Below are 13,752 nucleotides of genomic sequence, written 5' to 3'. Positions count from 1 at the left end.
TCCCCGTGTTCACTTATTCCTCAAATTTATGAATTGTTACGATATCTTCTTTGTCTGTTTCTACAAGATTGACGACAATACGTTCAACGCTTGATGTTGGAATATTTTTCCCTACATAATCTGCACGGATCGGCAATTCGCGGTGGCCCCGGTCAACGAGAACCCCAAGCTGAATTTGTGCCGGTCTGCCCAAGTCCATAATGGCATCGAGTGCTGCACGAACTGTTCTTCCTGTATAAAGAACGTCATCGATCAGTACGACTTTCTGATCCTTTACTTGGTGCTCAATATCGACTTGCTTTACTTGTGCCTGATCATGCTTAGGAGATAAATCATCACGGTACAATGTAATGTCAAGCTCTCCTGTTCGAATCGCTTTCCCTTCAATCGTTTCGATTCTTTCTGCAAGGCGTCTTGCCAAATAGGCACCGCGTGTTTTAATCCCGACTAAAATCACTTCGTCAATGCCTTTGTTACGTTCAATAATTTCGTGGGCGATTCTTGTAATCGCACGGTTCATCGATGGTCCATCAAGTAATACTGTAAAATTTTCCATGTTTTTTGCTCCTTTCGTTTTTTCCGTGTTCACAGGGTATGATCAATGTAAGTTTCAAACAAAAAACCCTCTAGAAAGTTCTAGAGGGTTTGAAAAGTCATGTTGAAAAACTGCACACGGGTATTTTTGCGCACAAAAATTCCGTTGCTTCACATTATCCCTTCTCAGCCTCTCTGGACTGCCATTAAAGGTGAACAATATTCAGATTGATTTGATTTGTTGTGACTACCTGCTTGCTCTCGTCAAGTTCTGTAGCTCACTGTTGTCAGTATAGGCTTGATTAATTTATAAGTCAATAAACTTTGCGAAGGTCAGACAACTGAAAATAGATGTTTGAATAGTGTGAATTTTATTTTAATTGTGAGCATGGTGGGGATTTTCTAATAAGTGTGCTGAATGTTCTAATATATTTTGAAATCTTCTAATAAAAGTTTGATCTTCTAATATAATGGCCGATTGTTCAAATAAGTATTCGTGATCTTCTAATAAAGCTTCCCAATGTGCTAATATCTCCTGAACTTTTTCTAATATCCCACTCAAATGTTCTAATAAAATTATTGTCAAGCTGTCAGAACCCATCTCCAGCCAGAAAATTCATCACTAACCGCAACCATTTCCACCCGTTTTCTAATAAAAGCTCCAGAACTTCTAATATCCTCGCAACTTTTTCTAATATCCCACTCAAATGTTCTAATAAAATTATTTTCAGCTGTCAGAACACCTCTCCAGCCAGAAAATTCATCACTAACTGAATCCATTTCCACCCGTTTTCCAATAAAAGCTCCAGAACTTCTAATATCCCCGCAACTTCTTCTAATATCCCCTTCAAATGTTCTAATAAAATTACTCCAAGTAACCTGAATGCCATAACTCCTGAAACCAAAAAAACCGCCCCCAAAAAGGAGACGGCCATTCGCGATTACCCGCGTAATTCTTCTAATAACTGTTTGAAATCTTCCGGTAGTGGTGATTCAAACTCTAAATATTCTTTCGTTACAGGGTGGATAAAGCCTAAAACACCTGCATGTAATACTTGGCCGCCGAAATCGATTGTTTTTCTTGGACCATATTTCGGATCGCCTGCCAATGGGAAACCAATATAGTTCATATGCACACGAATTTGGTGGGTACGGCCTGTTTCAAGACGGCACTCCACTAAAGTAAAGTCACCAAAACGCTCGATTACTTGGAAATGTGTAACCGCATGCTTGCCTTTATCGACAACTGCCTGCTTTTGACGGTCTTTCTGGTCACGGCCGATCGGTGCATCAATTGTGCCTTTTTCATGCGCAATATGACCATGTACTAAAGCCGTATACTTACGTGTTACCGACTTCTCAACAAGCTGATTAACAAGACTTTCATGGGCAACATCATTTTTAGCAACCATTAATAAGCCGGACGTATCCTTATCTATACGGTGTACGATACCTGGACGTGCCACACCGTTAATGCCTGATAAGTCTTTGCAGTGATGCATTAAACCATTTACTAATGTGCCTGAAGTATGGCCTGGTGCCGGGTGAACGACCATTCCACGCGGTTTATTCACGACTAATACGTCGGCATCTTCATAAACGATTTCCAAATTTAAATCTTCTGGAATGATTTCCAAATCTTCCACTTCAGGAACCGTTACTTCAATAACGTCCCCTTGTTTTACTTTATATTTTGCTTTTACGGCTGCACCGTTCACTAAAATACGCTCTTCATCCAGCCAGTTACCAATTTGCGAACGTGACCAAGATTCTTCCATTTGTGAAAGTGCCTTATCGATACGTTCTCCTGCAAATTCTTCTATTGTTAATGTGACTACTGTCATTATTTCACCTTTTTCTTATCCTTTTTTTCTTCTAGTATGATCGTAATGAAAAGCATTACAACAGCAATTGTTAAAGCTGCGTCTGCAATATTAAAGATCGGGAAATGATAATTGATTACCGGTATAAAAACATCGACAAAATCAACTACTTCTCCTCGGAATAAACGGTCAATAAAGTTACCGACCGCACCACCTAACAACAGCATTAAGCTTGCATGAAAAAGTGGCTTACCTTTTGCTTCTGTATGATTAAAATAAATAATTGCGATAATGACAGCTACTGTTACGAGTGAGAACAACCACATTTGTCCTTCTAACATGCCCCAAGCCGCACCACGGTTACGATGCGATAAGATGCCAAACCAAGGATCCCATACACTGATGCGTTCCCCTAATTCCATATTTTTAACAATGAGCCATTTTGTCCATTGATCCAAAATGACTGCAATTATTGCGATTCCGTAATATTTATACACAGCAGATCCTCCGTTTACGATATATCTTACCTATTTTAACATAAATATCAGACCATCTGATATTTTTAATACGCGAAAAGTGACAAGAAAGGAAAATAAAACACTCTTCATTACTCGAAAAGTTCTACAAAAAAAGCTTGTTTAGTCACATTCAACTAAACAAGCCTTAAACCTTCAACCGAATAATAACCGCAGTCCCGCCATTGTCACGACACCGGCAACTACGGTTTTTGATAAACTTTTTGTAAGTAAAGCAATAAATAGTGTTGGAATAAACGCTATTACATTTAGCCACTGAACCGTAACGAATGCTTCTTCTTTCTCGAAGAAACCTTCAATTACGAGGGCGGACAATATACAAACCGGTATGTAGGCAAGCCATCGCAGAACAATTTTCGGCATTTTCATATTTTTCACTAATATAAACGGCATTATTCTAGGAATCCATGTTACTAAGGCACATCCTAAAATTAATAATACCATCGCTAACGAGGTTGTCATTTTTCCAATACCACCCCAATCGTCGCAACAACCATTGTTGATAACAGAACAGCTAAATGCCCCGGCATGAAGTAAAGCATCCCGTACATGCTGATCACCATAATGGCAATCAGTTTTATGTAATGCATTAATTTTTCTTTTGGAATGCTCGCAAGTGTCAAAACAAGCAGCGCAACAAACATTGCCACTAAAGCATAATCCAGGCCCCATTTTTCCGGATCCGGCAGCCATTGCCCGATAATGCCCCCAACTGTACACGCCGCAATCCAGCTTGTATAGGCCGTTATATTTAACCCATCCATCCACCTTCCGCCAAGACGCCCTTCTTTTCCGGCAGCAACGATGGAGACACCGAATGTTTCATCTGTCAGCAATGTCCCGAACCCGATATTACGCAGCGTCGAATACTTGGTGAAGTACGGTGCAATTGTCAAAGACATGAGCAAGTGCCGTAAATTGACGATAAAGATTGTGACAATGACCGCTGTTACAGGAGCTCCTGCTAAATACAATCCACAAAAGATAAACTGGGCGGAACCGGCATATACAAGCACCGACAGTAAAAATACTTCCAATACCGAGATGCCTGATGCAATTCCGACCACACCAAATGCAAGACCGATGCTAATATACCCGAGTAATGTTGGTACACAATCTTTTATCCCCTGCATAAACGTATCAGGAGTCAATGGCTTTTGTTCGATTTGTTCCAAAATATACAACTCCTAAATATTTTATTTTTTCGGAAAAATAAAAAAGGTAATCGAGTAGGAGGCTAGCCATTAATTGGCTAGCCGACCTCTCACACCACCGTACGTACGGTTCCGTATACGGCGGTTCAATCTTTTGAGTATCTTTGCTCGTAAAATTGGGACAGGTCTTTCAGTCCCCATTTTACGAGCCTTTTATTTGGAATGGCTTGGTGTAGAACCTCGCTTCGTGATATTCGCCAGTACCCTTTTCTTGAATGCGCCGTTTTCATCGCTTCATCATGTTGGATTCCGTATTGGCGTAATTTCACATATTTAGTTCGTGGTAGCTTCCACCGTTTCCATATTAATTGACGTAAGCGATGGTTTAACCATCCCTGTAATTCTTGGATGAAAGTTTTCATGTTGGAAACTCCGTAGTAATTAATCCAACCAACCGTTGTTTGATTGATTCTTTTCACAATCTCACTAAATGTCCCTGTTCGTTTACGACTCGTCAGTATTCTTAGCTTATCTTTTAGTCGTTTCTTGGCGGACTTGATTGGTCGGTATCCCACTTTCCCGACAGATTTTGTAGATGAAACCCTAAGAATGTAGCTGCTGTTGCGCCACATACTTTACTTTTCTGCTCATTGATTGTGAGACCCAGTTCATCTTCGATAAAATTCTTGACACTGGTCATGACGCGTTCACCTGCTCTTGGTGACTTTACATAAATCACAAAATCATCCGCATAGCGAATGAATCGGTGTCCTCGTTTTTCTAACTCTCTATCTAGCTTGTTTAAATACACGTTTGCTAGAATTGGAGAGAGTGGACCCCCTTGGGGTGTACCTTCTGTCGTTTCAATGAGGATGTCCTTGTCCAATATGCCTGAGCGTAAGAATTTCCATATTAGCTTAAGTACTATTTTATCTGTTATGAATTCTTCCAAATAAGCTCGTAGTCGCTGGTGATGAATCGTATCGAAGTAACTTTTCAAGTCACAATCGACCACTGTTCGATAACCTTCCTCGTAATATTTCTTAGCGAGGGCAATTGCCTGGTGTTGGTTTCGACCTTTTCGGAAGCCAAAACTTTTGTCTGAAAAGTGTGGATCAATTATTGGTTGGATGACTTGTAGAATGGCTTGTTGAACAACTCTGTCCAATACACATGGTATACCTAGATATCGTTTGGAGCCATTCGCTTTTGGGATAGCTACTCGTTTCACTGGTTGAGGTTGGTAGGAACCATCTTTTAATTTCCTTTTCAATGGTTCCTCGTATTTTATTAAATGCGCCTTCAGTCCATCAACCGTGATACCGTCGATTCCAGGTGCTCCTCCATTTCCTTTTACTTTCTTATATGCATTCCATAGGTTTCTATGGGACGCAATTCTGTCAATTAAATTGATACTTTCTTGTTTCTTCATTTCCATGTTTACATCCCTACACGCTCTTATATACTCTTTCGCTTCCAGCTTATCCCTCTATAAGTAGCCATCTATTCGGTCTATACCTTGATGTTTTCTGTGTTTTGGCGGGATGTCTCCACCTCCTTGTTTCTTTCAAGATTTAAAAGATTGTTCGGCCCTTCATCTTCGGTCGAAGACTACTATGGCTTCTGCTGACTTCTCTTGATTCATCCATTTATCACTAAACAAATTGTTAATTGAATAACCCTCAAGAGACCTCCCCGGGTAAGCACAACCGCCTTCCTCTCATGTAACTGCCAGATTTACTGTATGGGATTTGGGCAGTATTGGACTTCGCTTTGTTTAGCAAGCTCATCCGTCCCAAGTCAGCCTTTTATCTGATTTCTGTTCGTCAGTTCGAGAGTTTGCGTCCGACTTCCTTCAGATTCCACGTCACCATGGACACCCTTGTCTTTCGCTAACAGTTCCTACTGCCAAGCCTGTAGTGGACTTTCACCACCAGGCTGTTGTGCATGCCGGGCACACTAAAGGAACGCCATTGCCAAATTGGCAACAGCGTTCAAAGTTTTTATACGTAATAGTTTTCTACAACATCCGCACAACGTTTACATAGTGTTGGGTGGTTTTCGCTTGCGCCGACTGTTTCTGAAATTGTCCAGCAACGCTCACATTTTTCACCATCTGCTTTTTCAACAACTAACGCTGTTTTATCAAGTGCTAATGCTTCTACAGGTGCATTTTCCTTACTTCCTGCGATGAAGAATTGAGATACGATTGAAAGCTGTGCAAAATCGATGTTTGCATCATTTAAAAGCTCGATTGTTTCACTGTCTGCATAAACCGAGATTTTCGCTTCCAGTGATTTACCGATTGTTTTAGCATTACGCGCTTCTTCCAATGCTTTTAACACTTCGTTGCGTACTGCAATTACTTTTACCCATTTCGCACGTAGATCCGCAAAGTTTGCTTGTTCCACTACTTCTGGGAAATCTGTTAATTGTACAGATTGTGGCTTGCCATCAAATTCGATGTAGCTCCATAACTCTTCTGTCGTATGTGGAATAATTGGCGTTAATAATTTCACTAATGCCATTAATGTATCATACATTACCGTTTGCATTGCACGGCGGTTTTTGTTGTCCGTTCCTTCGATATACACAACATCTTTTGCAATATCCAAGTAGAATGAAGAAAGCTCGATTGCTACGAAGTTATTTACAGTTGTGTAAACTGTTGAGAAGTCATAACGGTCATATGCTTCACGGATTGTTTTTACAACATCCTGTAAGCGCATGTACATATACTGATCCATTTCGCGTAACTCTTCATAAGCGACACGATCAGTCGTTTCGTTAAAGTCTGTCACATTTCCGTGCAGGAAGCGTAATGTGTTACGCACTTTACGGTATGTTTCAGAAACTTGCTTCAACATATCCATTGAAATACGAACATCCCCTGTATAGTCAACAGATGCTACCCACATACGGATAATGTCGGCACCGTATTGGTTCATCACTTTGATCGGGTCAATCGTGTTACCAAGAGATTTGGACATTTTGCGTCCTTCGCCGTCCAATACGAAACCATGTGTTAATAAACCTTTGTATGGTGCATGCCCATTAATCGCAACAGATGTGATTAATGATGAGTTGAACCAGCCACGGTGTTGGTCAGAACCTTCAAGATAAAGGTCAGCAGGGTATTTCAGTCCGCGTTCCGCTAATACACCTTGGTGAGATGATCCAGAGTCGAACCATACATCCATAATATCGTTTTCTTTTGTAAACTTGCCGTTCGGGCTGCCTTCATGAGTGAAGCCCTCCGGAAGCAAGTCTTTTGCTTCACGCTGGAACCAAATATTCGAACCGTGTTCACGGAATAATTTTGAAATATGCGCAATTGTTTCTGATGTGATGATCGGTGTTTCATCTTCCGCATAGAAAATCGGAATTGGTACACCCCATGCACGCTGACGGGAAATTACCCAGTCACCACGGTCACGAATCATATTGTAAAGACGTGTTTCGCCCCAGCTTGGTGTAAATTCTGTCGCTGTTACTGCATCTAATAATTCACTACGGAACATTTCAACAGATGCGAACCATTGCGGTGTTGCACGGTAAATTACCGGTTTTTTCGTACGCCAGTCATGCGGGTATGAGTGTGTAAATTTAGAAACATTCAATAAAGCATTTTCTTCTTTTAATTTTTCAATGACAACCGGATTTGCTTTTTCATAGAATAATCCTTCAAAACCAGGTGCTTCATTTGTGTAGCAGCCACCGTTATCAACAGGTGATAAAATGTCCAGACCATAGCGTTTACCGATCTGATAGTCGTCCTCACCATGACCAGGTGCTGTGTGTACACAACCAGTACCAGCGTCAGCAGTAACGTGGTCACCTACCATCACTAATGAATCACGTTTGTAGATTGGATGTTCTGCAACGATCATATCAAGCTGTTCGCCTTGTACTTCCTGAACGATCTGAACATCTTCCCAGCCGAATGTCGCTGACAGTTTTTCCAGTAAATCTTTTGCAACAATATATTTGCTGCCGTTTGTTTCTACGACAACATATGTGAATTCAGGGTTAACCGAAATCCCTAAGTTTGCCGGAATTGTCCATGGCGTTGTTGTCCAGATGACAAATTTAGCATCTGCCGGTACTACGCCTTTGCTGTCTTTAATGCCGAATGCTACATAAATTGAATACGATTCAACATCTTTATATTCGATTTCCGCTTCTGCCAATGCAGATTCAGAAGATGGAGACCAATAAACCGGTTTTAAGCCTTTATAAATATAGCCTTTTTCCGCCATTTTCCCGAACACTTCAATTTGGCGTGCTTCGAATTCAGGTTTTAATGTGATATACGGATTTTCCCAGTCACCGCGTACACCTAGACGACGGAATTGGCTTTTTTGGTTTTCGATTTGTTCATAAGCGTATTTTTCGCAAAGCTCACGGAATTCTGCAACCGACATTTCTTTACGTTTAACACCTTTATTTGTTAATGCCTGCTCGATTGGTAAACCGTGTGTATCCCAGCCTGGAATATATGGCACGTGGAAACCTGACATCGATTTTTGTCGGTTAATCATATCTTTGATAACTTTGTTCAATGCGTGACCGATATGGATGTCTCCGTTTGCATATGGAGGACCATCATGCAGTAAATAGTGAGGACGGTCTTTCGTACGCTCCAGCACTAATTTGTTAATATCCATTTCATCCCATTGTGCCTGAACTTGTGGTTCTTTAGTTGGCAAACCGCCGCGCATAGGGAAGTCGGTTTTCGGCATTAATAATGTGTCTTTATACTCTACCATTGTAAATTCCTCCTAGTGTTCTTATCGATTGCTGATTATTGATTTCCATTCCGGGGATGGGGCCAACACGATGTTGTCACGAAAGCATTGTCACAGGAAGTGACGATTTTGGCATTCGTTCCATCCCCCCGTTTCTAATCAACAGCTTCAACAAATAATGCAGCTTCTAAAATAATCATGTTTTTAATGCTCTTAAGGATTTGGTAGCTTTTTATACAACAAAAAAGCCCCTCCATCCCTGTAAAAAAGGGACGAGGAGCATTAGTCTCGTGGTACCACCCTAAATTCGCTAAATACAATTAGCCTCATTAGACACTGTAACGTCGTGTGCTACGAAATAACTTACTCGAATTTCAGTTATTTAGCTCAGGAGTGATTTTCGATTTAACTTGCTTCGTTCGAGCTCTCACCGTCCTCGAATCGCTAAACCACAATGTTAAATTTACTGTCTCCGTCAAAGCCTGATGCAAGTGCATCCTATTCATTATTTTTCAGTATATGAAAAGGCTGTATAAAATGTCAAGTACCGTTGACTAATACACGGCATTTTCGTCATTTTGGTTCTCTTCTTTGATTTCTTTACGATTGTTTTCCTGGATTTCCGTTAAATCTACATCATATTCCAGTAATTGATCCCAATCGCCTGTATTCAGTAAATCAAGCTGTGCTTCCACTAACATTTTGAATCTGTTGCGGAACACTTTCGACTGTTTTTTCAATTCGTCAATCTCAATCGTCACTTTTCTCGCTTTTGCCAATGCGTCATTGACAATACGATCCGCATTTTTTTCAGCTTCTTTAACGATGAGCTTTGCTTCTTTTTCGGAATTGCGACGAACTTCGCCAGCTGCCTCTTGAGCAACAACAATTGATTTTTGTAATGTGTCTTCCAATGAATTGTAATGATTCATTTGTTCCGACATCATTTTAATCTTTTCCTCGAGCTCTTTTTTCTCGCGTAAAACAATCTCATAATCTTTAATAATCTGATCTAAAAATTCATTTACTTCGTCTTCTGCATAACCACGGAAACCACGTGTAAACTCCTTATTATGTATATCAAGAGGTGATAATGGCATATCGTTCTACTCTCCTTTTTTACGTGCATTCTTACAAGTATTATAAACGTTTCTTTTCGGAATAACATCATGTTTTCCTAAAAAACAGTTGAAAATTATACTTTTTGCTCTAAACGACCTACTTGTAATCGAATCTTATCTTTTTTTGTCCGTCCTTCTGTCATGATGACTTTTAACCGTCCATATCCCCGTGCAGAAATAATGTCCCCTTCCTGCAATTCAAAGGCAACAGCTTCTCTGACAGTCCAGTTAACCTTTACTTTTCCTGCATTGATCAGGCTTTGCGATTTTTGACGGGAAATATTTACGATTGTCGCCAAAACCACATCAAGACGCATGGAAGAAACCGTGTGCGAGCTTTCGACCCATTGCTCCTCGTTTTGAATATACGGTGTTGTCGCATCCATTTCCTCAGCGCTTACTTTCACCTTGCCGATACCTGTTAAATGCAAACGCACATAATCCGCGATTTCCGAAGCAATAGCAAATTGGACCGTATTATCGGCAAGCCGGATATCGCCAAACTTACTGCGGTCAAGTCCGATCGATAATAAGGCACCTAATACATCAGGATGGCGCAGCTGGACAAATTTTGTCGGGTAATTCAATGAGTATACAGCAATCTGAAAATCGGTTTCAACCGGCTCGTAATAGGAAGGAGCGATCAGCATACGTTTACGCTCTGCTTCTTCAAATACCCCTTCTGTAAACACGCGGAGATCATCGGATTGCTGAACAATGGACTCTACGATAAAACGCTGTCTCGGATCTAAAAAATCCGTCAATTTTGGAGCATAGCGATCTTCTACTTCACGCTGCCATCCAATAACTTGCTCAATGAAAGGTTGTTCATCTTTACGAAAATGCTGGATTAAATGCTCCATCATAATTCCTACTTTCTTTTAAACTGTGTTACTAATTTTTCCACTTTTCAATTAAATTAAACTTCTATTTTATGTATAGGTGTTCGGCTCATTCCGGAACCTTTCCCGATTGAAGGCTGGCCAGCTACAATCCGATAACACCGAAAACAGCCGGAAATAAAGAAAACTCCTACAATGGCAGGAGTTCAATTAGATTATAGGAAAAATGCTAGGACGCTATAGACGCCTCGCTCAATAAATACTAACGCGAATAAACCGACAATTGGTGAAATATCAATCATGCCAATCGGTGGAATAAATTTGCGGAAGAATCCTAAATACGGTTCACATACTGTTTCAAGGAAACGACCAACAGCCGATTCTTGCAGTGCCGGAACCCAAGACATTAATATGTATCCAATCAGCATAAAACGGTAAACAAGAAATGCTGTTGATACAATCGAAAATATGATCATGTTTTTACCTCACAAAATTTAATTACTCGAACGTTAAATTAGAAATTTCTCCAGTTACTTCAACATTTTCCGGTGTACATAGGAAAATATCATTTCCAATACGTTGAATATCTCCACCTAAAGCATACACTGTTCCACTAAGAAAATCGATTATTCGCTTCCCTTGATCTCGGTCGATGCGCTGTAAATTGACAACGGTAGCACGTTTATTTTTTAAATGTTCCGCTATGTCCTGCGCCTCTGCATATACACGTGGTTCTAATAATACTAACTTTGAATTCTTCGATGAAGACGCAGCTTGAAGGCTCACAACATTGTTATGATTTTGCATCACGACTTCATTGCGTGGTGGTTGCTGTTGCATTTTACGCTCCTTCTTCATTCGGTTTTGAATGAGTTGTGGTTGCTGCTTTTGGCCATAATCCTGATAAAATTGCTGTGGTTCATTTTGAACTGCTTTTGGTGCTTGTTTTTGCACTGTTTGATTCTTGGCAGGAGCATAATCTTCTTCTATTTCTTCTAAATAAAAGAACTTGTCAAAAATATTTTTAATGCTCATATTAATCCTCCTTAGCCAACAAGAGCTGTTCCAATTCTAACAAATGTTGCCCCTTCTTCAACTGCAATTTCGTAGTCATTTGACATGCCCATCGATAATTCAGTACAAGGTACATTTGGAATGTTCAATTGTGACACTTCTTGTTGCAATTGTTTTAACTGTTTAAACACTTGTCTAATCATCGTTTCATCTTCAGTAAAAGGAGCCATTGTCATTAAACCTACTACTTCAATTTTTGAAAATTGCTCAAGCTGCTTTACGAAATCCAGCGCTTGTTCTTTCGTTAAGCCATGTTTCGATTCTTCACCGGAAACATTGACTTGCAAGAAACATTTCACTCGTTTTGTTGCTCTTTTTTCAATCTCTTCTGCCAGGCTTAATCGATCAAGAGAATGTAAATAGTCAATTTGATCAATTACCTGCTTTACTTTTCTCGTCTGTAATGAACCAATATAATGCCATGAAACATCTGATTTAATCGAATCCAGCTTATTTAATAAGCCTTCAGGACGATTTTCTCCCATATGGACAAGACCTGCTTCGATTGCCTCTTCTGTCCGATTGACATCTACTTCTTTCGTCACAGCAATAATCTGAACTGCCTGTTTGGCATTGACACGTTGTTTTGCAATTTCTATTTGATGTTCAATCTGTTTTAAGTTTTCTATGATTTTCGTCACTTTTTTCCCAACTTTACAACAATAGTTTCTCTTATTGTATCAATTGATAGTTTAATTTTCAATGAATAGCGTGAACTATTCATCCGGTGATTTCACTAAAATGACATCTTTACCGACTGTGAGTATATTACTGAAAAGGATTTTCTTAACTAACTCTTCCCCTTGAAATAAATGGTAAAACTTTTTTGGCGGGGAAATTATAAATGCAATAATGGCGCCTTCTTTTTCGTCCACTTCCGCATCTACAATATAACCGATAAATTTCCCGCTGGATGCCTCAATGATTTCCTTTTCCTGAACGGATGAAAATCGCATTCCTCCATCCTCTCTGTATCATTAATTTATTTTTACCCCAATATAAGTATTCAAACATTGTGTAACTATGATGAAAGGGACAGCCCTACGTGTTGGACAGTCCCTCAGAATTTCTATCTATTTAACGGAAATCCCGCTTCATCAATTCTACCGCACTCTTTTCCAATCTCGATATTTGCGCTTGTGAAATACCTAAAGATTGTGCGATTTCAGTTTGAGTTTCTCCTAGGAAAAATCGCTTTTCTATAATCATTTTTTGTCTGCTATTCAGCTTTTTCATACTCTCTTGCAATGAAATCGAACCGACCCAATGCTCTTCTGTAACTTTATCTTTAATTTGGTCAATCATGAAGATTGCATCGCCACCATCGGAATAGATCGGTTCCTGCAGTGACATCGGGTCTTGAATTGCATCAAGAGCAAATAAAACATCTTCTTTTTTCATCTCGATTGCCTGTGCCAACTGTTCGATAGTGGGTTCTGTTAAATGTTCCGCAATAAACTGTTCTTTTGCTTTCATCGCTTTATATGCAATATCGCGCAATGAACGAGATACACGCAGTGCATGATGATCGCGCAGATGTCTGCGGATTTCTCCCATTATCATCGGTACAGCATATGTTGAAAATCGAACATTATGCTTCAAATCAAAATTATCAATCGCTTTTAATAAACCAATACATCCTACTTGGAATAAATCATCTGCCTGTTCGCCACGATAGGCATAACGGCCGACAATACTGAGCACTAACCGTAAATTACAGAAAACTAGCTGCTCACGAACAATCCATTCTCCTTGCTGTAATCGTATAAATAAATCTTTCATTTCATCTGGCTTCAGTACTGGTAATGTAGATGTATCCACACCACATAATTCCACTTTTGTACGCATCCAACTTCACCTTCCGAACTAGATTGTCTTTTGTCTTTTCAATCATTTTGTCCGAATTGGTCGTCGCTATGC

Annotated in this window: 17 protein-coding genes and 1 other annotated feature; all 17 genes read right to left on the bottom strand. The window is 39.9% G+C overall.

Going from position 1 to position 13,752, the window contains the following annotated elements; genetic code table 11:
* Positions 1-13: 13 nt before the first annotated feature.
* A complete protein-coding gene (gene pyrR / locus MKY71_RS04610) occupies positions 14-556 on the bottom strand; it encodes a bifunctional pyr operon transcriptional regulator/uracil phosphoribosyltransferase PyrR (protein WP_339175475.1) in 543 nt (180 codons plus the stop codon).
* 354 nt (positions 557-910) lie between these two features.
* Entirely contained in the window at positions 911-1,120 is a 210-nt protein-coding gene (locus MKY71_RS04605; protein ID WP_340731728.1) for a hypothetical protein, read from the bottom strand.
* Entirely contained in the window at positions 1,117-1,314 is a 198-nt protein-coding gene (locus MKY71_RS04600; RefSeq protein WP_340731727.1) for a hypothetical protein, read from the bottom strand. Before MKY71_RS04600 ends, MKY71_RS04605 begins: the two co-directional genes overlap by 4 nt.
* Before the next feature lie 161 nt (positions 1,315-1,475).
* Positions 1,476-2,378: an RluA family pseudouridine synthase gene (locus tag MKY71_RS04595; RefSeq protein ID WP_340731726.1), complete on the bottom strand. Its 903-nt coding sequence runs from the start codon at positions 2,376-2,378 to the stop codon at positions 1,476-1,478.
* Positions 2,378-2,854 carry a signal peptidase II gene (gene lspA / locus MKY71_RS04590; protein ID WP_339175471.1) on the bottom strand — a complete coding sequence of 159 codons (477 nt, stop codon included), beginning with the start codon at positions 2,852-2,854 and terminating at the stop codon, positions 2,378-2,380. The genes MKY71_RS04595 and lspA overlap by 1 nt, the downstream gene beginning before the upstream one ends.
* A 174-nt stretch (positions 2,855-3,028) precedes the next feature.
* The gene (locus MKY71_RS04585; RefSeq protein WP_339175470.1) at positions 3,029-3,355 is read right to left on the bottom strand and encodes an AzlD domain-containing protein; all 327 of its coding nucleotides are present in this window, start codon (positions 3,353-3,355) and stop codon (positions 3,029-3,031) included.
* Entirely contained in the window at positions 3,352-4,026 is a 675-nt protein-coding gene (locus MKY71_RS04580; protein WP_340733614.1) for an AzlC family ABC transporter permease, read from the bottom strand. The genes MKY71_RS04585 and MKY71_RS04580 overlap by 4 nt, the downstream gene beginning before the upstream one ends.
* A gap of 167 nt (positions 4,027-4,193) precedes the next feature.
* On the bottom strand, positions 4,194-4,679 hold the full coding sequence (locus MKY71_RS04575) for a group II intron maturase-specific domain-containing protein (protein WP_339171587.1): 486 nt from the start codon (positions 4,677-4,679) through the stop codon (positions 4,194-4,196).
* A complete protein-coding gene (gene ltrA, locus MKY71_RS04570) occupies positions 4,583-5,479 on the bottom strand; it encodes a group II intron reverse transcriptase/maturase (RefSeq protein ID WP_339171590.1) in 897 nt (298 codons plus the stop codon). Before ltrA ends, MKY71_RS04575 begins: the two co-directional genes overlap by 97 nt.
* 571 nt (positions 5,480-6,050) lie before the next feature.
* Positions 6,051-8,816: an isoleucine--tRNA ligase gene (gene ileS, locus MKY71_RS04565; protein ID WP_339175469.1), complete on the bottom strand. Its 2,766-nt coding sequence runs from the start codon at positions 8,814-8,816 to the stop codon at positions 6,051-6,053.
* Positions 8,817-9,060: 244 nt separating this feature from the next.
* Positions 9,061-9,283: a binding site (T-box leader), on the bottom strand.
* Between the two features lie 66 nt (positions 9,284-9,349).
* Positions 9,350-9,895, bottom strand: a complete 546-nt coding sequence (locus tag MKY71_RS04560) for a DivIVA domain-containing protein (protein WP_251689476.1) — start codon at positions 9,893-9,895, stop codon at positions 9,350-9,352.
* A 95-nt stretch (positions 9,896-9,990) separates the two neighbouring features.
* The gene (locus MKY71_RS04555) at positions 9,991-10,779 is read right to left on the bottom strand and encodes a YlmH family RNA-binding protein (RefSeq protein WP_340731725.1); all 789 of its coding nucleotides are present in this window, start codon (positions 10,777-10,779) and stop codon (positions 9,991-9,993) included.
* 194 nt (positions 10,780-10,973) lie between these two features.
* Positions 10,974-11,234 carry a YggT family protein gene (locus MKY71_RS04550; protein WP_339175467.1) on the bottom strand — a complete coding sequence of 87 codons (261 nt, stop codon included), beginning with the start codon at positions 11,232-11,234 and terminating at the stop codon, positions 10,974-10,976.
* Positions 11,235-11,256: 22 nt separating this feature from the next.
* Positions 11,257-11,793, bottom strand: a complete 537-nt coding sequence (locus MKY71_RS04545; protein ID WP_339175466.1) for a cell division protein SepF — start codon at positions 11,791-11,793, stop codon at positions 11,257-11,259.
* Between the two features lie 11 nt (positions 11,794-11,804).
* A complete protein-coding gene (locus tag MKY71_RS04540; protein ID WP_339175465.1) occupies positions 11,805-12,473 on the bottom strand; it encodes a YggS family pyridoxal phosphate-dependent enzyme in 669 nt (222 codons plus the stop codon).
* Positions 12,474-12,548: 75 nt separating this feature from the next.
* Positions 12,549-12,788, bottom strand: a complete 240-nt coding sequence (locus MKY71_RS04535; RefSeq protein ID WP_339175464.1) for a PRC-barrel domain-containing protein — start codon at positions 12,786-12,788, stop codon at positions 12,549-12,551.
* A 121-nt stretch (positions 12,789-12,909) separates the two neighbouring features.
* Entirely contained in the window at positions 12,910-13,680 is a 771-nt protein-coding gene (gene sigG / locus MKY71_RS04530) for an RNA polymerase sporulation sigma factor SigG (RefSeq protein ID WP_008403388.1), read from the bottom strand.
* Between the last annotated feature and the right edge of the window lie 72 nt (positions 13,681-13,752).

The sequence above is a fragment of the Solibacillus sp. FSL W7-1324 genome (assembly GCF_038008025.1).
GTDB lineage: Bacteria > Bacillota > Bacilli > Bacillales_A > Planococcaceae > Solibacillus.
The sequence above is the reverse complement of the archived record's forward strand: the minus strand, read 5'-3'. Positions and strand labels throughout refer to the sequence as shown.

Bases quoted from the DNA above. Each gene is read 5' to 3' on its own strand.
- MKY71_RS04580 (WP_340733614.1), bottom strand. From the start codon at position 4,026: ATGCAGGGGATAAAAGATTGTGTACCAACATTACTCGGGTATATTAGC.
- pyrR (WP_339175475.1), bottom strand. From the start codon at position 556: ATGGAAAATTTTACAGTATTACTTGATGGACCATCGATGAACCGTGCG.
- MKY71_RS04560 (WP_251689476.1), bottom strand. From the start codon at position 9,895: ATGCCATTATCACCTCTTGATATACATAATAAGGAGTTTACACGTGGT.
- MKY71_RS04600 (WP_340731727.1), bottom strand. From the start codon at position 1,314: ATGGATTCAGTTAGTGATGAATTTTCTGGCTGGAGAGGTGTTCTGACA.
- MKY71_RS04575 (WP_339171587.1), bottom strand. From the start codon at position 4,679: ATGTGGCGCAACAGCAGCTACATTCTTAGGGTTTCATCTACAAAATCT.
- MKY71_RS04535 (WP_339175464.1), bottom strand. From the start codon at position 12,788: ATGCGATTTTCATCCGTTCAGGAAAAGGAAATCATTGAGGCATCCAGC.
- sigG (WP_008403388.1), bottom strand. From the start codon at position 13,680: ATGCGTACAAAAGTGGAATTATGTGGTGTGGATACATCTACATTACCA.
- MKY71_RS04585 (WP_339175470.1), bottom strand. From the start codon at position 3,355: ATGACAACCTCGTTAGCGATGGTATTATTAATTTTAGGATGTGCCTTA.
- ileS (WP_339175469.1), bottom strand. From the start codon at position 8,816: ATGGTAGAGTATAAAGACACATTATTAATGCCGAAAACCGACTTCCCT.
- MKY71_RS04545 (WP_339175466.1), bottom strand. From the start codon at position 11,793: ATGAGCATTAAAAATATTTTTGACAAGTTCTTTTATTTAGAAGAAATA.
- MKY71_RS04555 (WP_340731725.1), bottom strand. From the start codon at position 10,779: ATGGAGCATTTAATCCAGCATTTTCGTAAAGATGAACAACCTTTCATT.
- ltrA (WP_339171590.1), bottom strand. From the start codon at position 5,479: ATGAAGAAACAAGAAAGTATCAATTTAATTGACAGAATTGCGTCCCAT.
- MKY71_RS04595 (WP_340731726.1), bottom strand. From the start codon at position 2,378: ATGACAGTAGTCACATTAACAATAGAAGAATTTGCAGGAGAACGTATC.
- MKY71_RS04550 (WP_339175467.1), bottom strand. From the start codon at position 11,234: ATGATCATATTTTCGATTGTATCAACAGCATTTCTTGTTTACCGTTTT.